Annotated in this window: 19 protein-coding genes and 2 tRNA genes; 9 read left to right on the forward strand and 12 right to left on the reverse strand. The window is 67.4% G+C overall.

Features of this window, described 5'->3' with window-relative positions:
• Positions 1 to 2: 2 nt before the first annotated feature.
• From JOF45_RS04125 to JOF45_RS04155, 7 genes are all read right to left on the reverse strand, one after another.
• Entirely contained in the window at positions 3 to 1,265 is a 1,263-nt protein-coding gene (locus JOF45_RS04125; RefSeq protein WP_210048085.1) for a serine hydrolase, read from the reverse strand.
• Between the two features lie 330 nt (positions 1,266 to 1,595).
• A tRNA-Pro gene (locus tag JOF45_RS04130) sits at positions 1,596 to 1,669 on the reverse strand.
• 59 nt (positions 1,670 to 1,728) lie between these two features.
• On the reverse strand, positions 1,729 to 2,877 hold the full coding sequence (locus tag JOF45_RS04135) for a cysteine desulfurase family protein (protein WP_245324122.1): 1,149 nt from the start codon (positions 2,875 to 2,877) through the stop codon (positions 1,729 to 1,731).
• Positions 2,874 to 3,716 carry a carboxylating nicotinate-nucleotide diphosphorylase gene (gene nadC / locus JOF45_RS04140; protein WP_210051288.1) on the reverse strand — a complete coding sequence of 281 codons (843 nt, stop codon included), beginning with the start codon at positions 3,714 to 3,716 and terminating at the stop codon, positions 2,874 to 2,876. Before nadC ends, JOF45_RS04135 begins: the two co-directional genes overlap by 4 nt.
• Before the next feature lie 12 nt (positions 3,717 to 3,728).
• Entirely contained in the window at positions 3,729 to 5,018 is a 1,290-nt protein-coding gene (gene nadA, locus JOF45_RS04145; protein ID WP_210048086.1) for a quinolinate synthase NadA, read from the reverse strand.
• Entirely contained in the window at positions 5,018 to 5,743 is a 726-nt protein-coding gene (locus tag JOF45_RS04150; protein ID WP_210048087.1) for an NUDIX hydrolase, read from the reverse strand. Before JOF45_RS04150 ends, nadA begins: the two co-directional genes overlap by 1 nt.
• 141 nt (positions 5,744 to 5,884) lie before the next feature.
• Positions 5,885 to 6,922 (reverse strand): Rv2578c family radical SAM protein, encoded by a 1,038-nt coding sequence (locus JOF45_RS04155; protein WP_210048089.1) that lies wholly within the window; start codon positions 6,920 to 6,922, stop codon positions 5,885 to 5,887.
• 68 nt (positions 6,923 to 6,990) lie between these two features.
• Here JOF45_RS04155 and tgt point away from each other — a divergent pair, with 68 nt between their 5' ends.
• From tgt to JOF45_RS13240, 6 genes are all read left to right on the forward strand, one after another.
• Positions 6,991 to 8,226: a tRNA guanosine(34) transglycosylase Tgt gene (tgt, locus tag JOF45_RS04160; RefSeq protein ID WP_210048091.1), complete on the forward strand. Its 1,236-nt coding sequence runs from the start codon at positions 6,991 to 6,993 to the stop codon at positions 8,224 to 8,226.
• Positions 8,227 to 8,235: 9 nt separating this feature from the next.
• Entirely contained in the window at positions 8,236 to 8,553 is a 318-nt protein-coding gene (locus JOF45_RS04165; RefSeq protein WP_210048093.1) for an antibiotic biosynthesis monooxygenase family protein, read from the forward strand.
• A 107-nt stretch (positions 8,554 to 8,660) separates the two neighbouring features.
• Positions 8,661 to 8,736, forward strand: a tRNA-Arg gene (locus JOF45_RS04170).
• Positions 8,737 to 9,086: 350 nt separating this feature from the next.
• The gene (locus tag JOF45_RS04175; RefSeq protein WP_210048095.1) at positions 9,087 to 9,575 is read left to right on the forward strand and encodes a hypothetical protein; all 489 of its coding nucleotides are present in this window, start codon (positions 9,087 to 9,089) and stop codon (positions 9,573 to 9,575) included.
• Between the two features lie 291 nt (positions 9,576 to 9,866).
• Positions 9,867 to 10,553 carry a potassium channel family protein gene (locus tag JOF45_RS04180; protein WP_210048097.1) on the forward strand — a complete coding sequence of 229 codons (687 nt, stop codon included), beginning with the start codon at positions 9,867 to 9,869 and terminating at the stop codon, positions 10,551 to 10,553.
• A 114-nt stretch (positions 10,554 to 10,667) separates the two neighbouring features.
• Positions 10,668 to 11,792 (forward strand): DUF2510 domain-containing protein, encoded by a 1,125-nt coding sequence (locus JOF45_RS13240; protein ID WP_245324123.1) that lies wholly within the window; start codon positions 10,668 to 10,670, stop codon positions 11,790 to 11,792.
• 66 nt (positions 11,793 to 11,858) lie between these two features.
• Here the strand turns inward: JOF45_RS13240 and JOF45_RS04190 are convergent, their stop codons facing one another.
• From JOF45_RS04190 to JOF45_RS04210, 5 genes are all read right to left on the reverse strand, one after another.
• The gene (locus tag JOF45_RS04190) at positions 11,859 to 13,130 is read right to left on the reverse strand and encodes an MFS transporter (protein WP_210048098.1); all 1,272 of its coding nucleotides are present in this window, start codon (positions 13,128 to 13,130) and stop codon (positions 11,859 to 11,861) included.
• A gap of 84 nt (positions 13,131 to 13,214) precedes the next feature.
• Complete coding sequence (locus tag JOF45_RS04195; RefSeq protein WP_210048099.1) at positions 13,215 to 13,628, reverse strand: hypothetical protein; 414 nt, start codon at positions 13,626 to 13,628, stop codon at positions 13,215 to 13,217.
• A gap of 80 nt (positions 13,629 to 13,708) precedes the next feature.
• Complete coding sequence (locus JOF45_RS04200; RefSeq protein ID WP_210048100.1) at positions 13,709 to 14,680, reverse strand: MsnO8 family LLM class oxidoreductase; 972 nt, start codon at positions 14,678 to 14,680, stop codon at positions 13,709 to 13,711.
• Positions 14,677 to 15,792 carry an NAD(P)-binding domain-containing protein gene (locus tag JOF45_RS04205; RefSeq protein WP_210048101.1) on the reverse strand — a complete coding sequence of 372 codons (1,116 nt, stop codon included), beginning with the start codon at positions 15,790 to 15,792 and terminating at the stop codon, positions 14,677 to 14,679. Before JOF45_RS04205 ends, JOF45_RS04200 begins: the two co-directional genes overlap by 4 nt.
• Before the next feature lie 9 nt (positions 15,793 to 15,801).
• Positions 15,802 to 16,446, reverse strand: coding sequence for an NAD(P)-dependent oxidoreductase (locus JOF45_RS04210; RefSeq protein WP_210048102.1), 645 nt, complete (start codon positions 16,444 to 16,446; stop codon positions 15,802 to 15,804).
• A 206-nt stretch (positions 16,447 to 16,652) separates the two neighbouring features.
• Here JOF45_RS04210 and JOF45_RS04215 point away from each other — a divergent pair, with 206 nt between their 5' ends.
• From JOF45_RS04215 to argS, 3 genes are all read left to right on the forward strand, one after another.
• Positions 16,653 to 17,801: a glycerol dehydrogenase gene (locus tag JOF45_RS04215; RefSeq protein WP_210048103.1), complete on the forward strand. Its 1,149-nt coding sequence runs from the start codon at positions 16,653 to 16,655 to the stop codon at positions 17,799 to 17,801.
• Positions 17,802 to 17,918: 117 nt separating this feature from the next.
• Positions 17,919 to 18,743 carry a LysE family translocator gene (locus JOF45_RS04220; RefSeq protein WP_210048104.1) on the forward strand — a complete coding sequence of 275 codons (825 nt, stop codon included), beginning with the start codon at positions 17,919 to 17,921 and terminating at the stop codon, positions 18,741 to 18,743.
• Positions 18,744 to 18,752: 9 nt separating this feature from the next.
• The gene (gene argS, locus JOF45_RS04225; protein WP_210048105.1) at positions 18,753 to 20,408 is read left to right on the forward strand and encodes an arginine--tRNA ligase; all 1,656 of its coding nucleotides are present in this window, start codon (positions 18,753 to 18,755) and stop codon (positions 20,406 to 20,408) included.
• The last annotated feature ends 1 nt before the right edge of the window (position 20,409 follow it).

Here is a 20,409-nt window from a genome sequence, read left to right on the forward strand (position 1 = left end):
CCTCAGCCGTAGAGCAAAGTCTCCACTTCGTGGCTGACGGAGGCCAGCGCTTCCCAGCTGGCATCCTGTGACATCACGGTCAGCACGTAGGTGCCCTGAGGGTGGTGGACGATGGCGGCATCGTGCAGATTCTCGTCGAGGAAGCCCGGCTTGTCGATCACAGTGCCGATGGATCCGGAGGGGACGCCCTGTCGATGGATGTTCCCGGCCAAGGAGTCCAGGATGCGCTGGTGCCCTTCCGGGCTGATGGACAGCGAGCCCGACTGCAGGGCCGCCAGGAATGTGGTCAGGTCCGCGGCTGTGGTGTACAGGCCCTCGTCGTTGTGCCCGGAGCTCACCGTTCCCACGCCGGCGGCATCGGCGTAGATGGACTCCCAGCCGATCTCATCGGCGATCTCTTCCGGACAGGGGTTGTCGCTGAGGGCCAGCATGTCGTCGAAGCACTGGTCGAGATCACGGCCGCCTTCGATCTCGTCGTCCCAGCTCATCTCTCCGGATTCGGTGCGCAGCATCACGCTGTAGGCGACGAAGAGCTTATAGGTGCTCGCGCTGGTGCGCGGCTCGGTGGATTCATAGGCGCCCACCCTGCCCTGGCCGGTCAGCTCAGCCACGCTGATGGAGTACTCACCCGGATGGTGCTCGGCGATCTGTTCCAGGGCCTGATTCAGGTCGGCGGGGTAGGTCGCATCTGCAGGAGGCCCCATCGGCTCCTCGGCGTTCTCTCGGGTGCCCTGGTCAGCCTGTTCGGCAGTGCTCTCCTCGGCGTTCTCTCGGGTGTCCTGGTCAGCCTCCGCGCGGTCCTGGTCGGTTGGTCTCTGGTCCGTCGAGTCGTGTTGAGCTGAGTCCTGTTGCGCTGAATCCTGACCGGCGTGCTGTGCCGTGTCCTCCTGCGCCGTGTCCTGCTCGGGCGGCTGCTCGGACCGTGACTGCATCTGCTGCAGAGTCTGGCCGGCGCGGGCGATGGTCTCGTGCTGGATGCCGACCTGCTGGGAGACCTCATGGGTCAGGGGAGTCTGGGCTTCGGCACGTGTTTCCGGGGTCTCAGCCGCAGTGGAGGCGCGGGCCTGCGGAGCGGACTCGCCCTGCGGCGCGGTCTCTGACTGGTGGGCGGTCTCTGTGGCCTGGACGCGCTGCTCCTCGACGAACGGGTTGGTCCCGCAGCTCGTCAGTGCCAGCGACAGACCGGTCAGTGCGCCCACGACGGCGGCGGGCCGGGGGAGTCTGTGACGCGGGCGGCGCCTCCGGAAGTGCTGTTCTGCAGACATAGGGGAAGTCTGGGGCGGTATGGGGAAGGTGTACAGAAGATTAACGCCCCGGCACGAAAATACAGGCCGCGGCTGGGTTCTGCGATGTGTGCGGCGTGTTCCTGCGTGTCGGATCCACCACACCTCGGTCTTCTGTGGGATCACCCCGGGCTCTGCCCGGATTTCCGAGAATTCGGCGCGCATTTTCAGGAACAGTGCGGGGCGATCCGCCTGGTCGGCCCTGTCGTTCGAACAGCAGCGGAAGGCCGGGCGGCGGGCGCTGGGTGTGGTCCGGGCATGAGAAAACCCCAGGAGAGCGGATCAACTGCTCTGACCTGGGGTTTCAGCGAGTCGGGCTAGCGGGATTTGAACCCACGACCTTCCGTCCCCCAGACGGACGCGCTACCAAGCTGCGCTATAGCCCGATGTCCTTCGCGTGCGAAGCACCAGAAGAGTCTACAACACGATGAGCCCGACCGCATATTCAGGCCTCCGTCAGCAGCTCTGCGGTCCGCAGAAGCTCCCCCTCGGAGGTCTGAGGGCCGAAGGTGAACCGCAGTGCGGCCTGTGCCTCCTCCGAGGAGTACCCCATGGCCAACAGGGCGGGGCTGGGGTCCTGGCGCTCGGCGTCGCAGGCGGAGCCGGAGGAGCAGCTGATGCCGCGACGCTGCAGGTCCAGCAGCACCGACTCTCCGCTGCGCCCGGCCATGATGAAGGAGGCGTGACCGGGCAGACGGCGGCTGCGATGGCCGGTCAGCTGAGCCTGGGTCCGTCCAGGTCCGCCGGTGCTCTGCTCCACCTGGCGGATGAACTCATCGCGGCGGACGGCCAATGCTGAGCTGTCCTGGGCAGTGGTCAGGTCCAGGGCCGCTGCCATCCCGACCGCCCCCGCGACGTTCTCCGTGCCGGAGCGTCGTCCGCGCTGTTGACCGCCGCCGTGGATCAGCGGCTCGAAGGGTGTGCGCCGGCGGAGATACAGCACACCGATGCCTTTGGGGGTGCCGAGCTTATGCCCGGCCAGGCTCATGGCCTGGACGCCGAGCTCCTCCACGGCCAGCGGCAGCTGGCCGGCCGCCTGCACGGCATCGGTGTGGAAGGGAGCTCCGTGGGCAGCGGCGACGCGGGCTAGAGCGGGGATGTCTTGGACGGTTCCGACCTCGTTGCTGGCGTACTGGATGCTGACCAGGGCTGGGCCGCCCGGTCCGCTGCCGCGCAGCAGCGCGGCCTCCAGCGTCTCCGGCGAGACCAGCCCCTGGGCATCTGCCGGGAGGATCTCGTGCTCATAGCCGAATCGCTCCAACCACCGGGCGGAGTCGAGGACGGCAGGATGCTCCATGGCGGAGACCAGTACGCGGCGTCGGTGCTCCGAAGCCAGTGCGAGTCCCTTCACCGCGGCATTGTCAGCCTCCGTCCCACCGGAGGTGAAGATGATCTCTGCCGGCCGGGCGCCCAGATGTTCCGCCACCCGGCGCCGGGCATGCTCCAGCGCTTGTCGCGCGTGTTCGCCCGGTTCATGCTGGGAGGCAGGATTGGCGAACGTGCCGGTGAGGTAGGGCCACATCGCCTCCAGGACTTCGCGATGGGGAGGGGCGGTGGCCGCATGGTCCAGATAGGTCACTGTCGGGCTGCTCATCGGATGTCCAGTCCCAGGTCCAGGGCGCGCACACTATGGGTCAGGGCGCCCACGCTGATGAGGTCCACGCCGGTCTGGGCGATCGCCCCCACGGTCTCCAGCGTGACGCCGCCGGAGGCCTCTGTGAGGGCACGTCCGCCGATCAGCTCCACGCCGCGGCGCAGGTCCTCCAGAGAGAAGTTGTCCATCATGATCGTGTCGGCTCCGCCGTCCAGGGCGGCGGGGATCTGGTCGACCCGGTCCACTTCGACCTCCAGATGAGTGGTGTGCGGCAGGCGGGCGCGGGCACGGCGCAGCGCCTCGGCGAGATCGTGGTCTCCGGCGGAGACCACGGCCAGGTGGTTGTCCTTGGCCATAACCGCATCGGAGAGGCAGAACCGATGGTTGTGGCCGCCGCCGCAGCGCACTGCGTGGCGCTCCAGGGCGCGCAGACCCGGTGTGGTCTTGCGGGTATCGACGACCCTGGCTCCGGTGCCGTGGACTGCCTGCACATATTCAGCAGTGAGGGTGGCGATCCCAGACATCCGCTGCACCAGATTCAGCGCCGTGCGTTCGGCAGTGAGGATGGCGCGTGCCGGGCCCCTGGTCGTGGCGAGGCGCTGGCCGGCCTCGAAGCGGGCTCCCTCGGGTGCGACGTCATCGACCACGACTACGGGATCCACGGCGGACATCGCACGGCTGAAGACCTCCCCGCCGCTGAAGACACCGGGTTCCCGCGCGACCAGGTGTGCCTCGGCCGTGGTTTCCGCCGGGACGAAGCATTCGGCGGTCAGATCACCGAAGGGAACATCCTCTGCCAGGGCGAGCCGGATGACGTCATCGATCTGTGCGGTCTGCATGGACATCACCGTTCATCGCGGCTTGGCGGCCAGCATGCGGTCCAGGGCGATCCGCGCCTCGGCGGCGGTCTCCTGGGGCACGCTGATCCGGTTCTCCACCTGACCGGCCACCAGCGAATCCAACACCCAAGCCAGATAGCCCGGGTGGATGCGGTACATCGTCGAGCACGGACAGATCACCGGATCCAGGCAGAAGATCCTCCGGTCCGGGTACTCGGCAGCCAGCCGATTGACCATGTTGATCTCGGTGCCCACCGCGATCACATCGCCGGGGGAGCTGGCCTCGACGAATCTGCGGATGGCATCGGTGGACCCTGAGGCATCGGCGGCGTCCACCACCGGCATGGGGCATTCGGGGTGGACGATCACCCGGCAGTCGGGGAACTGCTGCCGAGCCTGGTCGATCTGGTCCACGGTGAAGCGCTTATGCACGGAGCAGAAGCCGTGCCACAGCAGCACCTCGGCCCGTTCCAGATCATCGGCGGCATTGCCGCCCCGGGGCAGCCGCGGATTCCACATCGGCATGTGGTCCAGCGGGATGCCCATGGCTTTGGCCGTATTGCGGCCCAGATGCTGATCCGGGAAGAAGAGCACCCGGTGAGCACGTTCGAAGGCCCATTCCAGGACCGTGGCCGCGTTGGAGGAGGTGCAGACGATGCCGCCGAGCCGCCCGCAGAAGGCCTTCAGTGCGGCGGAGGAGTTCATATAGGTCACCGGAAGCACCGGGAGCTTCCCGTCGGCGTCGGGCTGCGGGTTCTTCGGATCGAAGCCGTAGAATTCGGCGATCTCCTCCCAGGCCTCCTCCACGGAGTCCTCATCGGCCATATCGGCCATGGAGCAGCCGGCGGCCCGGTTCGGCAGGATCACCTGCTGGTCTTCTGCGGAGAGGATGTCGGCGGTCTCGGCCATGAAGTGCACACCGCAGAACACGATGCTCCGGGCCTCCGGCTTGGTGAGCGCTGCTTGGGCCAGCTGAAAGGAGTCCCCGACGAAGTCGGCGTGCTGGACGACTTCATCGCGCTGATAGAAGTGCCCCAGGATCACCAGGCGCTCGCCGAGGGCCTCCTTGGCCGAACGGATGCGCTCATGCAGCTCAGCGTCCTGCATCTGCCGGTAGGCCTCAGGCAGCTGGTGAGGACGTCCGGTGCCATTGGTTGGAGTGTGCGACGGCACGGGGTCCGCCTGGGAGGAGCCGGGTCCGTAGCCTGCGATGGCGTCGAACTCCCAGGGGCCCTCGGCCAGTGCCGTGCTGCAGCTCCGGGCGGGGCTCAGCTGGATGCGCTCATGGACGGAGGAAGTCATCAGTTCTCCTGGATGGTGAGGGTGTAGCGGCTGCGGTCAGGGGACGAGCGGTAGAGCTTCGGGGGCCGGTGCGCGGTTCCGGTCATGCGCTCGCCGGTGTCCTCGACTGCGCCTTGGGCGAGGATCTGGCGCCTGAAGTTCGAAGGATCCAGCGCACGGTTGAGGATGGCTTCGTAGACCTGACGGAGCTGGGCCAGCGGGAACCGCTCGGGCAGGAAGGCGTGCGCGATGGGGGAGTAGGCGACTTTGGCGCGCAGGCGGCGCAGCGCGTAGGCCAGGATGACGTCGTGGTCGAAGGCCAGCGGTCCGGCCTCCTCGGCGATGTCATCGGCAGGGAACCATTCGACGTTCTCCCCGTCCACGGCCGCAGCATCCTCGTCCTGGCGGACCAGGGCCCAGTAGACGATGGAGACCACGCGGGTGGGAGATCCGGTCTGTGCCTGTGCGGCAGGGGAGCGGTCGGCGTCGCCGAAGGCGTAGAGCTGCTCCAGGTGGCGAGGTGTCAGGCCTGTAGTGCGCTGCAGGGTGCTGCGGGCGGATTCGACCAGGTCCTGATGTGGGTCCAGCGGTCCTCCGGGCAGTGCCCAGCGGCCTTCGAAGGGCTCCCGGATGCGGCGGACCAGAGGAAGCCAGAGAGTCAGTTCGCCGGTCTCAGGATGGGGACGCAGCGCGAACACCACCGACGAGACGGCGAGTTCGAGCGCGGGCGGGCCCTCAGTCGGCATAGCAGTGTCCTCCTCTTATGGTGTGGCTGACACTATGCCGTGGGTCATATGGTCAAGTCAACCCTAAGAGGAAGCACGACGCCGCCGCGCCGGGATGGAGACAGGGCAGAGAGCAGGCAGGCGCCTCAGCACCGGGGCCGTTCAGAAGAGCGCAGGCTGAGCAGGCTCCTGCGCGGGGTGAGATGTCTCGGGTGAGGTGCGGCCGCGCCAGGTGGGGTCGGCAGGCCGGATGAAGCCGTGTCGGCGTCGGGCTTCGGCCGACTGCCGGCCCAGCCACTGGGTGTACTCCTTGGCGGCGTAACTGCTGAACCCGCCCTTGGGGCTGCGGTAGATGCGCCGATACTTCGCCACGAGGTGCGGGTATTCGGCTGCCAGCCACTGGAGGAACCATTCGCGGGCTCCTGGGCGCAGGTGCAGGGCACCGGTGCTGACCCAGCTGGCGCCGGCTTCGGCGAGCGCGGTGTGGAGTGCATCGAGCTGCTCTGGCGAGTCGCTGAGCCAGGGCAGGATCGGCATGGCCAGGACGTTGACGTCCAGGCCAGCTTCGGAGATGGACCGGATCAGGTTCAGTCGTGCTCGCGGGTCTGGGGTTCCGGGCTCGACCTTCTGTTGGAGTTTGGGATCCACCAGAGCCAGAGAGACGGCTACGGACACCGGAACCTGTTCGGCGGCGCGGCGCAGCAGCGGCAGATCTCGCTTCAGCAGCGGGCCCTTGGTCAGGATGGAGAACGGGGTGCCTGATTCGGCGAGCGCCTCGATGATGCCCGGCATCAGCTGATAGCGGCCTTCGGCTCGCATGTAGGGATCTGAGTTGGTTCCCAGGGCCACATGCTCGCGCTTCCACGAGGGTTTGGCCAGTTCGGCGCGCAGCACCTCGGCCACGTTGGTCTTCACGATGATCTGGCTGTCGAAGTCCCGGCCGGAGTCCAGGTCCAGGTACTCGTGAGTCTTGCGGGCGAAGCAATAGACGCAGCGGTGGAGGCATCCGCGGGTGGGGTTGATGGTCCATTCGAAGGGCATATTCGACTGGCCGGGCACTCGGTTGAGTGCGGTCTTGCTCGCCACCTCGTGGAAGGTGACGCCTTCGAACTCCGGTGTGCGGACGCTGCGGACCAGCCCTTTGAGCGGCAGCAGCGCCGCCTCATCGCCGTTCTGGATCTTCTGCCCCTGCCACCGCATGCCACTATTCGAACACAGGTTCGAATGTCTTTCAACGGCGAGAGAGGTGGAGCCTCTAAGATTGGCGGGTGCCCCAGAACAGCTTCACCTTCACCGTAGACAGCAGGCTCGAGGGCGCCCACGGGCGCACCGGAGTCATCAGCACCCCGCACGGAGAGATCCGCACCCCGGCCTTCATCCCGGTGGCTACCAAAGCGACCATCAAATCGGTGCGGCCCGAGGAGATCGCCGAGGTCGGCGCCCAGGCTGTCCTGGCCAACGCCTACCACCTGAATCTGCAGCCGGGCACTGACGTGCTCGACGCCGCCGGGGGACTGGGCAAGTTCATGAACTGGCCCGGTCCCACCTTCACCGATTCCGGCGGGTTCCAGGTCATGAGCCTGGGTGCGGGCTTCAAGAAGGTCATCACCATGGACGCCTCCGTGGTCCCCGACGACTCCGCAGTGGCGCCTGATAAGGAGCGGCTGGCGCTGGTCGACGACGACGGCGTCACCTTCAAATCCCATATCGACGGCACCACCCACCGCTTCACCCCAGAGATCTCCATGAAGCTTCAGCATGAGATCGGTGCCGACATCATCTTCGCCTTCGACGAGTTGACCACGCTGTTCAACACCCGGGCGTATCAGGAGACGTCCCTGGAGCGGACGCGCCTGTGGGCCGAGCGCTGCCTGGCCGCACATCGTGCACTGACTGAGGAGCGCTCGCACCGGCCCTATCAGGCACTCTTCGGTGTGCTGCAGGGGGCCCAGTACGAGGACCTGCGGCGCAAGGCCGCCCGGGATCTGGGTGCGATGGAGGTCGAGGGTCAGCGCTTCGACGGCTTCGGCATCGGCGGAGCTTTGGAGAAGGAGAATCTGGGGACCATCGTGAGCTGGGTCTGCGATGAGCTGCCGGAGGATCGGCCGCGTCACCTGTTGGGGATCTCTGAGCCGGAGGACTTCTTCACCGCCATCGAGAACGGTGCCGACACCTTCGACTGTGTCTCGCCTTCCCGCGTGGCGCGCAACGGGCGGGTCTACCACCCCGATGGGCGGTTCAACATCCCGCAGGCCCGGTTCAAGAAGGACTTCGGCCCCATCGATGAGGAGTGCAGCTGCTACACGTGCAGGAACTACTCGCGGGCCTATCTGCATCACTTGTTCAAAGCCAAAGAGATGCTGGTCAACACCCTGTGCACCATCCACAACGAGCACTACACGGTGAAGTTGGTGGACGACATCCGTCGCAGCATCGACGAGGGCCGTTTCTACGAGTTCCGCGAAGAGACGCTGGGTCGCTATCACGGCACATCCCAGCGGTAGCATGACCCCATGAGCAGCGTCATCAAGATCAATGCCATCACTGTTCCTGCGGACTCCGGAGATGAGCTGGGCAAGCGCTTCGCCGCCCGCCACGGCTCCATGGAAGGGACTCCCGGTTTCCAGGGCTTCGAGCTTCTGCAGCCCACCGATGACCGCACCACGTGGCTGGTGCTGACCCGGTGGGACTCGGAGGAGGCCTTCGAGAACTGGCGGAACTCCCAGCACTTCCAGAAGTCCCACGGGGAAGGCGACTCCGAGGAGCCCAAGCAGAAGCCGGTGGGCATGTCCTCCGAGCTGTGGAGCTACACCGTGGCGGTCACCGGCTGAGGCCGGGGGTCGCTGGCGTGTCTCAACGTCGCTCCGTGTCTCAGCTAGGTTCCAGAGCGAGCTCCTGGTAATCTAGTCCGGTCAGCGCGACGGCGTCGCCTGGCCCCGCCTCCGTAGCTCAGGGGATAGAGCGTTGGTTTCCGGTACCAAAGGTCAGAGGTTCGATTCCTCTCGGGGGCACCACGGTCGAAAGCCCTCGATCCTTGTTATGACAGGGATCGGGGGCCTTTTTCGTGCCCCGAGGGTGGACCAGATCTCCTGGGTGCAGTTGATCTGGTCTCAGGGTGAGCACCTGATCGCCCATGCCGAAGACGTGGACTCACGGGTGGCCAGGGAAGAAGCTCTCCTGCGTGAACCCCGCAACGGGTAACACCAGGGTGCGCCCCGCTCACGGCGCGTAGCCTGGACGGCAAGCAGGGACACAGGAAGCGGCCGAGACGACGCCGCACGGGGCACCCGCCACAGCGCAGCCGCAGGCGGACGGCACCGACGCTGAGGAGGCTGACGAAGAGAGTGCTGAGGAGAGGCCGGAGGTGGAAGGCCTGACGTTCCACGACGAGCCGAGCGGCTACATCATGGCTCCGAACGGTGCCTACTGGCAGCACTACGGCACCTACGACATGGACAGCCTCACCCAGGCCCAGGGCGAGGTCAGTCACGCCGCAGGGTCGACGGCCGTGGACTGCGCCGCTCAGTGGACCGCCACACAGGCGCTCTGGCTGCGTCAGTACAACGACGGCGACGGGGGCGATTACTTCCAGGATGAGTACGACGAGGGCCCTACCGAAGGTCCGACGTGCTTCACCGAGCCTGGCGGCACTGTCACCGGTCCTGACTACCGATCGGTTCACTACGTGTGCCAGAGCTCGAACACCACGACCCGCACCCTGGTCGCCCCGGCCGAGGGAGGACCCCAGGTGTGGACTCCGGAGTACACCACGGGCGAGGAGCGTGAGTGCTTCACCTTCGACGACGGCGCCGAAGTGCGCGCATATCTGACAGAGGTTCAGCCCGCCCAGTGAGCGAGTCCTGGTCGGATGATGCACAGGCCAGCGAATATGCCCATGCTGTGTCCCGTTCCGTCCGCTCAGAGGTAGTCTCTCGTGACAAGGGGACAAGGAGGCCATAGTGACTGGAGTGTTCACTGCGTTGGGCGTCGTGATCATCCTGCTGGGACTGCGGGGCATGTTTCACCAGCTCCTGCACCCTCCCGGCAGGGGACGCATCAGTCGCCTGGTCTTCGGGTTGCTCTGGCGGCTCTCCCGCGCCGCTGGCCATCGGTTCGGTCTCACCGTAGGGCCGGCCTCCATGGTGTGGCGGTCATCCTCATGTGGGTGCTGCTGCAGGGCGCCGGCTGGGTTCTGGTCTACCTGCCGCATGTGCCCGAGGGCTTCGACTTCGCAGATGGTCCGGCTCCTGGCGGTCACCCGGCCGTGCTGGATGCGCTCTACATCTCTCTGGTCTCCCTGTCGACGTTGGGGTTCGGCGACGTCGTAGCCACTGAACCCCTGCTGCGCATCCTGCCGCCGCTGCAGGTCCTGACAGGATTCGCGCTGCTCACCGCGGCGCTGACCTGGTTCATCGAAGTCCAGCCGCCGCTGGCCAAACGGGAAGCCGTGGCGTTCCGCCTGTATCGCCTTCACGCTGCGAACTATGCCGAGCACATCGACGCTGTGGAGGAGCCGGTCGCGGCGCAGGTGCTGGACGGGCTGAGCGAACAGCTCACTGCCGTCAGCCTGGACCTCAGCCACCACAGTGAGACCTACTATTTTCACGAGGATGAGGCACAGCTGTCCCTGGCGCGGCAGCTCCCGTATGCCTTGAGCCTTCGCGACGCCGCCAGCGCCTCATCCAGCGCGGCGGTCCGGCTCGGTGCCGTCCAACTCTCGGCGGCTCTCGATGAGCTGGCTTCAGCATTGGCCAGCCGCCACAGTGATGAGAAGGACGTGCGTGCTGTCTTCGACGCCTATGCTGCCGACCATCGACGCAGACCGCGGTGAGCGGGTGGACACGGTCTGTCATGACCTTCGCCCAGCCAGGCCCTCACGGTAGGCTGACGTCCAGCACTATGAGGACGAGCTGACCCGGCGCCCCCCGGGTGGAACGAGGGAATCATGAATACGCCCGCAGGATGGTACCCGGACCCCTATGCGCCGGGTCAGATGCGCTACTGGGACGGCCAGGCCTGGACACAGCAGACCGCCCCCGGTCAGCCTGATGCACAGCAGGCTCAGGACACCGGCGCCCCCGGCTACGCACAGCAGGGCTACGAGGGCGGAGCTCCTGCTTACGCCCAGGACCAGTCAGGCTACGCGCAGGGCCAGCCAGGCTACGCGCAGGGCCAGCCAGGAGCCGCCGGCTACGCCCCGGGCCAGCTCGAGCCGAAGAAGAAGAGCCCCGCAGTCTGGATCGTCAGCGGATTGGCCGCGCTGCTGGTCGCCCTGATCGTTGTGGTCATCGTCCTGCTGACCGTCAACGGCGACGACTCCGATGACGAGGGCACCGGCGCAGCCGACGAGTCCGGAGACGACGCGGTCACCGACGACGAGGATGAGGCTGCGGAGGACGAGACCGACGAGGAGGCCACGGACGAAGACGAGGCTGACGAGGGTGCCGGCGCGCAGGGCGACGCCCTGGAGATCGGCGAATCCCTGACCGTCGACCTCGCCGAGGACGACGAGGCCGTGCTGGACATGACGGTCGAGGAGTCCGGCGTCTACACCGTGGCCCTCAGCGCCGATGCGGGAACGGATCCGTTCCTCGAGGTCCATGACGCCAACGGGCTGCTCGAAGAGGTCGACAGCCTCGGAACCGAGCTGTTCCTGCTCCCCGGAGACTACGAGCTACGCCTGAGTGAGAGGTTCGGCGACGAGACCTCTGCTGACGTCGAGGTCGACCTGGACGAGGCGATCGACGCTGAGGAGGTCGAGGCGGGCGACCACGACTTCTCCTTCGGCCGCGACGGACACTATGTGGCTGTCGTCGATGTCCCCGATGATTCCGAGGTGACCATCGATGTCCGCGCCGACAACGGGGATGACGACGCGGTCCTCGACGTCGTCCGGCCCGATGGAGGCACCGAGTACAACGATGATCGCCGCAGCAGCGATCCCGACAGCGGAAACCGCTGGGATCCCTACCTGGAGTTCGACGTCGACGAGGGCGGCCCCATGGTCATCATCGTCACCGGCTACTCCGGTGAATCCGTCGAAGGCGAGATGAGCCTGGAGATCAACTGATCATCTGACCGGTACGCCCGGACCCTGCGGGGCGTACGCACCTCCGGCCCGTCGCTGTGCATCGGCTCAGCGGCGGGCCGGTCTCGTTCTCTGGGCTGTCGTTCTCTGTGGCCTCAGGCGGCGAAGGGGAGGGGCCAGCCTGGTCACCAGGTCCAGCTGCAGGATCAGAGCCAGCACCGCGATCAGCGTCACCGCGGTCAGCGCCAGCGGCAGCGACCCGGCCTCGGTCATCGCGCCGATCGCGGGGGAGAGGCACAGCGCCACTGTGCGCATCACCCAGCTGATCCAGGTGACACCGCTGTGGTCGGCCAGGCCAGGGATGGCATCGGCTCGGGCGAAGGCGATGGGGACCGTGACAGCGCAGCCCAGCCCGGCCGCCGCCAGTCCGATCAGCGTCAGCGCCGCATTCGGCGCCCAGGCCGCACCGCCCAGGCCCAGCACGACGCCGGCCAGGCTGATCAGCAGGGTCAGCCTGCTGCCCAGCGCATCGACCACCCGGTCACCCAGCAGGCGCCCGACGAACTGAGCGGCCAGCAGCACAGTCAGCCCGACGCCGGCCGAGGCGGCCGCGACATCGCGCTCACCGGCCAACAGCACCGCAGACCAGTTGTTGCCGATGTCCTCCACCGAGATCCCTGCCAGAGCGACCAAGGCCAGCGGAGCCAGGATCAGAATCATGCGCCCCGCTCCCGGTGCAGCGGCGCTCTGCGGAGTCTCATCCGGGTGGTCCCCCGCCTCCTCCAGCGGTTTCGGCTCAGGCAGGAACCGCCGAGCGCAGAGGGTCATCGCCAGCACGCAGACGATCGCCCAGGCGGCCATATGAGTCAGCAGCGGTACGCCCAGCAGTGCGGCGCCGGTGCCGACGGCGCCGCCGACAGCCGCGCCGATGCTCCAGCCCGCATGCATGGAGTTCAGCAGCGAGCGCCCATAATGCTCCTGAACGCGGATGCCTTGGGAGTTCTGCGCGACGTCGACGACGGCGTCACCAGCGCCTGCGAGGATCAGGCCCAGCAGCACCACCCACGGACTGCCGAATGTCACACCCGCAGCGGCCAGCACCAGGCATGCACCGATCCATGCCGTGCCCAGTCCGGCCGAGCGGGCCACACCCAGCCGCCTCGAGACCACTCCGGGCAGATGCACCACCAGTGCGCCGCCGAGCCCCAGGCCCACCACCAGCACGCCGAAGAGCGCTGGGCTGAGTCCGAGCGACTCTTTGACCTCGGCGTAGCGGGCCAGCAGGGACGCTGGAAGAGCACCGTTGGTGGCGAAGGCCGCCATCGCCGCCCATCGTGAGCGCCGCAGGACGGAGAAGGGGAGGCATGACGAGGTCTGCATGAGGTGCAGTCTTCCGTCGGACTGCACCCGGTGCAACATTCGCCTCGGCCGGAACGACGGACGCGACGACCGGGACAGGCCGCGTCAGCTGCTGGGCACCGCTGACAGTTGGCGGATCCCCTCCATATCGACGCTGTAGAAGCCCAGAAGCCGCACCTCGGCGGCTCGGCAGGCGCGTTCGGCCTCCTCGAGCCACCGCTGGGCCGTGGGTTCGGGGATGGGCGTCCTGGACGAGATGCCGAAGAGCACAGCCGGCGGCCCCATGCCGGTCATCAGATCCACCGCCTCGCGGCGCTCTGCCGAGGCGCAGCCCCATTCCACTCCCGCGACGAGGACGGGTGCACCGATGGGTACGTCGTGCTCATCGGCGTAGAGGGTCAGCATCGAGGAGGAGGCGCGGTCCTGGAAGGAGACGCAGAGGTCGACGACGTCATGACAGAGCGTCACATCATCCAGGGGACGGGTGGACCAGTCTGACGGGAGATTCTCAAAAGCCATGCAATGATCATCTACTGGCATCAAATGAAAAGCAATGGCATCTTCTGAGTCTGTGGATAACTCACTCACAAGGTCAGTGCTCAGAGCATCATCCTCATCAGCTCAGCATCCATCCCAGCCAGGGCCTCGCGGTCATAGGTCGAGGTGGAGGCCACCAGCTCCTCAGCTCCGGTGACCTCCATCAGCCGCTCCACTGCGGGGACCACGACGCCGGCCGGTCCGCCGATCATCCGGTGCAGGCTCTTCTCGACGCGGCTGGTGGTCCGCGGGCTCCAACGCTGCTGGCGGATCTGCTCCACCGGTTCCAGCGGGGAGAACTCGCCGGTCTCCCGGGAGCGGGCCATCGCCCAGGCCTCGGGGAGCGCCAGCTCGCGGGCCTGCTCCTGGGTCTCTGCGGGGTAGAGGTCCAGGGAGATGATCACCTGCGGCTGCGGAGCCTCGGCTGAAGGCTGGAAGTCGCGCCGGTAGGCGGCCACGGCCTCACCCAGTTCGGGGGAGTGCAGCACCGGCCCGCCGATCACCGCAGGAAGCCCCAGCCGTGCCGCGGTCACCAGCCCTTGTCCGGTGGCCAGTTGGAAGAGCGAGGGAGCCGTCCCGGTGACGGGCCTGGCCGTCACCGGCGCTTCTCGCCGCAGGTAGCTGCGCAGCTCCTCCAGGTCCGCGGCGAAGGTCTCCACGTCGTCGGCATCCTGACGCAGCGCCCGGCGCACCGGTGCGGTGAAGCCCAGCGTCCGGCCCAGTCCCAGATCCACTCGCCCGGGGTGCAGCGCTTCCAGCATCAGGAACTGTTCGGCCACCACCAGCGGCTGATGGTGCGGCAGCATCACCCCTCCGGAGCCCAGACGGATCCGGGAGGTGCGGGCGCCGACCGCGGCCAGCAGCACCGCCGGGGATCCCGAGGCGATGCCCGGCACCGCGTGGTGCTCCGCGCCCCAGAAGCGGTGATACCCCAGAGATTCAGCCTTCACAGCACGTTCGACGGAGTGCCGCAGGGCATCGCCCTCCGGGTATCCGCTGCGTGTGCGGGACCGGTCCAGCAGGGAGAGCCTCATACCGCCGCTCCCACGCCTGACGCTCCTAAGCGCGCCGTCAGGGCCCGGGCGGCGGCTCGTCCCGCGCGGTTGGCTCCCACGGTGGACTGGGAGGGCCCGAAACCGACCAGGTGGACCCTGGGGTCCGCCGTCGTCGCGGTTCCGCTGATCCGGATCCCGCCGCGTTCATTGCGCAGTCCCAGCGGTTCCAGGTGGCTCAGATCCGGTCGGAAGCCTGTCGCCCACAGGATCGTGTCTGCTGAGGTGAAGCTGCCGTCGGCCTCGCGCAGTCCGCAGGGCTCGATCGCGGTGAACATCTCTCGGCGCTGCAGGGCTCCTCGGGCGTGGGCGGCACGGGCGTAGGAGGACCAGCCCAGGCCGGTGTAGGAGACGATGCTGCCGGTGGGTTCCCCCGCTTCAGCCGCTGCGGTGACCTTCTCGATGGTGGCCCGGCCCTCGACCTCCGGGCGGAACTCCTCACCGTGGAAGACCGGCTCGCGACGGGTGTACCAGAACGACGTGGCCACCCGGGAGATCTCCTCCAGCTGCTGGAGCGCAGAGATCCCGCCTCCGACCACGGCCACGCGGCGGTCGGCGAAGTCCTCCAGGGCTCGGTAGTCCCGGGTGTGCAGCTGCCAGCCGGTGAAGCTCTCCTGGCCCGGGTACTGCGGCAGCAGCGGGTTGTTCCAGGTGCCGGTGGCATTGATGATCGCCCGGGTGCGCCAGACCCCCTGGTCGGTGCGGACCTCCAGCTCCCCGTCGGTGCTGCGCTGATCGGTGCTGGGCTCGCCGGGGCTCGGGGTGGCGGCGTCCTGGACGCGCAGCGCCTTCACAGGGCGCAGGATGGGCAGCTCCATGGCAGCCTCGTACTGGGCGAAGTAGCGGGGGACGGCTGTGCGGCTGGGCTCCATCGGATCGATGGCCGGCTGGGACATCCCCGGCAGATCGAAGATGCCGTTGACCGTCTCCATGCGCAGCGATTCCCAGCGATGCTGCCAGGCACCGCCGGGAGCCGCCTCGGCATCAAGCATGACGAAGCTCAGCAGGCCGCTGCGCCGCAGATGGTATCCGGCTGAGAGTCCGGCCTGGCCGACGCCGATCACCACGACGTCGGCCCAGTGCTGTGGCTGCATCGCCTCGGCTCAGTAGGCGGCGGAGAAGCGGCGACGCCGGTGCACGGGCTTCTCGATCTCATCGAGGATCGCCAGGGCGAAGTCGGCGCCGGAGATCTCGGACCTGCCCTCACTGTCGGAGAGCAGCACCTCCCCGCCCACCCGGTAGGCGCCGCGGCGCTCGCCGGGGTTGGCGCTGCCGAATCCGGCGGCAGGGTGGATGTAGAACCAGTCGAGGGTCTCCTCAGAGTCCTGCAGCGCCTCCAGGACCTCCACCATCTCGAAGGACTCCGGCTTGACCTCATCCGGGAAGCCATCGGTGTCGATCAGACGGGGCCCTCCCTCGGAGACGCGCAGAGCGCCTGCCCCACCGATCACGCCCAGGCGCACTCCTGCGGCCGTGGCCACGGGGATCAGCGTGCGAGCCGCCTCGATCACTCGACCCTCCATCTCTCCGCGTGGGGACAGGGCCATCATCACGACATCCGACTGTCCGGCCAGCTGGGTCAGGAAGTCCTCGTCCAGGACGTCGCCGCTGACATAGTTCACGCCCTCCACGGGGCGCTCCGGGGCCCTGCGGGAGACGGCGAGCACCTCGTGCCCGCGTGCCGCGGCCTCCTGAGCGATGTGTGATCCGGCGTAGCCGGTGCCGCCGAGAATGGTGATACGTGCCATCGAGGCTCTCCTCCTAGTCGCCGGACGGTCCCGGATGGACCGGTCCTGATCAGAGCAACACCGGGACCCGCCGATCACTTCCCAGTCGTCAGCGCCCGATCTGAGACCTGGACCGCTTCGCTCAGCGGTTCCTAGACTGACGGCGGACCATAGGTACGAGGCAGATGAGCGCTCAGCAGCATATGCCGAGCAGGAGGGGAGTCGACATGAGCACAGTGATCGAACACGTGATGGCCGCGCCGTCCCGGTATGTCCAGGGGCGTGACGTCATCCAGAAGCTGGGAAGCCGCCTGCAGGAGTTGGGCTCCGCGCCGCTGCTGGTGGCCGACGATGTCGTCTGGGACATCGTCGAGGAACAGGTGACCGCTGGTCTCGAGGAGACCGGCCTGCCGGTGGTCCGCGAAGGCTTCGGCCGGTTCGCCACGGCGGAGGTCGTGGATTCTCTGGCGGAGAAGATCCGAGAGGGCGAGCATGACGTGATCGCCGGCATCGGCGGAGGCTCCACGATCGATGCGGTGAAGGCGGCCGGTCATCTGGCCGGCGTCAGCTGGGCCAGTGTCCCGACTGCGGCGTCCTCTGATGCTCCGACCTCGGCACTGTCGGTGATCTACACCGATGAAGGCGAGTTCGTGGAGTATCGCTTCTTCCCCAAGAACCCCGACCTGGTGCTGATCGATACCGGGCTGGTCGCTCGGGCCCCGGAACGCTTCCTGGTGGGCGGCATCGGAGACGCTCTGGCCACGTGGGTCGAGGCCCGGGCCGTGGCGAAGACCCGCGGGAAGACCATGGTCGGAGATGCCCCCACTCACGCCGGCGGTGCTCTGGCCGAGCTGTCCTGGAAGATCCTGTGGGAGAACTCGCTCCCCGCCCTGGATGCGGTGCGGGCCCAGAAGGTCACCCCGGCGCTGGAGGCAGTGGTCGAGGCCAACACGCTGCTCTCGGGGCTCGGCTTCGAATCCGGTGGCCTCGCCGCCGCCCATGCCATCCACAACGGGATGACCGCGGCGCCACAGACCCACGGCCTCACCCACGGGGAGAAGGTCAACATCGGGACTCTCACCCAGCTCATCATGGAGGGTGCCGACGCTCGGGAGATCGAGGACTTCATCGCGTTCACCACTGAAGTGGGCCTGCCCAATACGCTCACTGAGATCGGCCTGACTCAGGAGGACACCGATGAGGTGCGCGCCATCGCGGAGGCCGCGACCGTCGAAGGTGAGACCATCCACAACATGCCCTTCCCTGTGACGCCAGGGCTGGTGGAGGAGGCGCTGGCCTCCCTGGAGATCATCTCGCGTCGCGTCCGCGACCAGCGTGGTCTCCCTGAGCCGGAGTTCTACCAGGCACCCCACTGAGCCATCGGATCGACGGTCACCCAGTGGAGGACCATCACTCCGCGCCTGACCGCAGCCCGAAGAGTTCATCAGTCTCATCTGCTTGTCCCTGAAGCGCGCCCCGGGGAGCATAGAACGGTGACTCTCAGCAGCTATGCCGCGCTGGTCGGCGTCGCGATGGTCCTGGCCGTGACGCCGGGACCGGACACGATGCTCTCGCTGCGCTATGCGCTCTCCTCCCGACGGGCCGGCCTCGGTGCGGCCACCGGATCCTCGATGGCCGCGTTCGTCTGGGCAGCTCTGGCCGCCACCGGTCTGGCCGCGCTCTTCGAGACCTCACCCATGGCCTACGAGATCCTCAGCCTGGTGGGCGGGCTGTATCTGGTCCTGCTGGGTGTGCGAGCCGCACGTGCGGCCCGGCACCGGCTGCAGGCCGCGGTCGTGCTGAGCGGTGCGCCGGTGGAGCACAGCGCCCCGCAGAAGGTCTCCGCCGACCTCGGGGCAGAGGCCGCCTCCTCATTGAGCGCACCGCCGACCTCCGCGGCATCACCGACCTCCCCGGCATCACCGACCACCCCGACGCCCTCCTCAGCGGCCGCCGAGGCTGGAGAGGGTCGCCGACCGCCCGCGCCGAAGGTGCCGCGCGCCCGGACCGGACTGCTGGCCGGTATGGCCACCTGTATGACCAATCCGAAGGTAGGACTGTTCTTCCTGGCGCTGTTTCCGCAGTTCACCCCGCAGGATGCCTCCCTGGCCTTCACCGTGGGTGTGCTGGGCGGAACGGTGGCGCTGACCATGTATCTTTACCTGATCGGTGTGGTGCTTCTGGTCGACGGTGCCAATCGATGGCTCTCGGATCCGCGGGTGACCGGGTGGATCGAGCTGGTCAGCGGTGTGACCCTGCTGCTGCTCGGGCTCTACATGCTGGTCACTGGCGGGCATGGGCTTCTCACTCTGCTCTAGACTGTCCGGGTGACTCCCGAAGAACTCTCCGCAGCTGTGAAATCCGCTCTCACCGAGGCCGTCGAGGCCGGTGAGCTGACCGTCGAGATCCCCGAAGAGATCCGCGTCGAGCGGCCCAAGAGTCGCGACCACGGGGACTGGGCCACCAACATCGCCCTGCAGCTGGCCAAGCAGGCCGGCATGCCCCCGCGCGATCTGGCGGATTCCCTGGCGGCCCGCCTACGGCGGATCGAGGGAGTCAGCACCGTCGACATCGCCGGACCGGGCTTCATCAACATCACTCTGGACGCCGCCGCGGCCGGACAGCTGGCCAAGAACATCGTGGAGGCCGGCGAGAGCTTCGGCCACACCCAGACCCTGGCCGGCCACGTGATCAACCTGGAGTTCGTCTCAGCGAATCCCACCGGACCGCTGCACATCGGTCACACGCGGTGGGCCGCATTGGGCGATGCCATCGGCAGGCTGCTGCGTGCTTCCGGCGCCGAGGTCACCAACGAGTACTACATCAACGACGCCGGCAACCAGATGAACGTCTTCGCCAACTCGGTGCTCTCCCGCATCCACGGTGAGGAGGTCCCCGATGGCGGTTATCCGGGCGAGTACGTCAAGGAGCTGGCCGAGGAGGTCCTCGCCGCCCGCCCGGACGTCCGCGATATGGACCGGGACGAGGCTCGCCCGATCGTCCGCGAGCTGGCCTACCAGGCTCAACTCGGCCAGATCAGAGACACGCTGGACGCCTTCGGCGTGCACTTCGACGTCTTCTTCTCCGAGGAGTCCCTGCACAGCGGAGGACAGGTCGCCGGTGCCCTGGAGACTCTGCGCGCCCAGGGCCACATCGATGACCGGGACGGTGCGGTGTGGCTGCGCACCACCGACTTCGGCGATGACAAGGACCGTGTCCTCTTCAAGGCCGATGGTGAGCCCACCTACTTCGCGGCCGACGCCGCCTACTACCTCTCCAAGCGGGAGCGCGGCTTCGCCGAGAAGATCTACCTGCTCGGAGCCGACCACCACGGCTACGTCGCCCGGCTCAAGGCCATCGCCGCCTGTGCCGGAGACGATGCCGAGAAGAACATCGAGATCCTGATCGGTCAGCTCATGAGTGTGAAGGGAGCCAAGCTCTCCAAACGGGCCGGCAACATCATCGAGCTGGCCGACCTGATCGAGTGGCTGGGCACCGATGCGCTGCGCTACACCTTGGCGCGGTACCCCGCAGACTCGCCCATCGATGTGGATCCGGACCTTCTGCAGTCCAAGACCAACGACAACCCGGTCTTCTACGTCCAGTACGCCCATGCCCGTTCGCGCAACGCGGCCCGCAACGCAGCCGCCGCCGGAGTGGACCAGAGTTCCTTCGACGCCTCGCTGCTCAGCCATGAGACTGAGGAGGAGCTGCTCTCTCACCTGGGACGATTCCCCTCCGTGGTCTCCTCGGCGGCCGAGCGGCGCGAGCCCCACCGGGTGGCCCGCTATCTGGAGTCTCTGGCCTCCGCCTACCACGGCTGGTATGCGGCCTGCCGCATGGCCCCCAGCGTGGCCGAGGACGGCACCGCGGATCCCGTCACCGACCTGAACCGCAGCCGCCTGTGGCTCAACGAGGCGACGGCCCAGGTCCTGCGCAACGGTCTGCAGCTGCTGGGCGTCAGCGCCCCGGAGAGGATGTGAG

It is taken from the genome of Nesterenkonia lacusekhoensis (assembly GCF_017876395.1).
GTDB classification, from domain to species: domain Bacteria; phylum Actinomycetota; class Actinomycetes; order Actinomycetales; family Micrococcaceae; genus Nesterenkonia; species Nesterenkonia lacusekhoensis.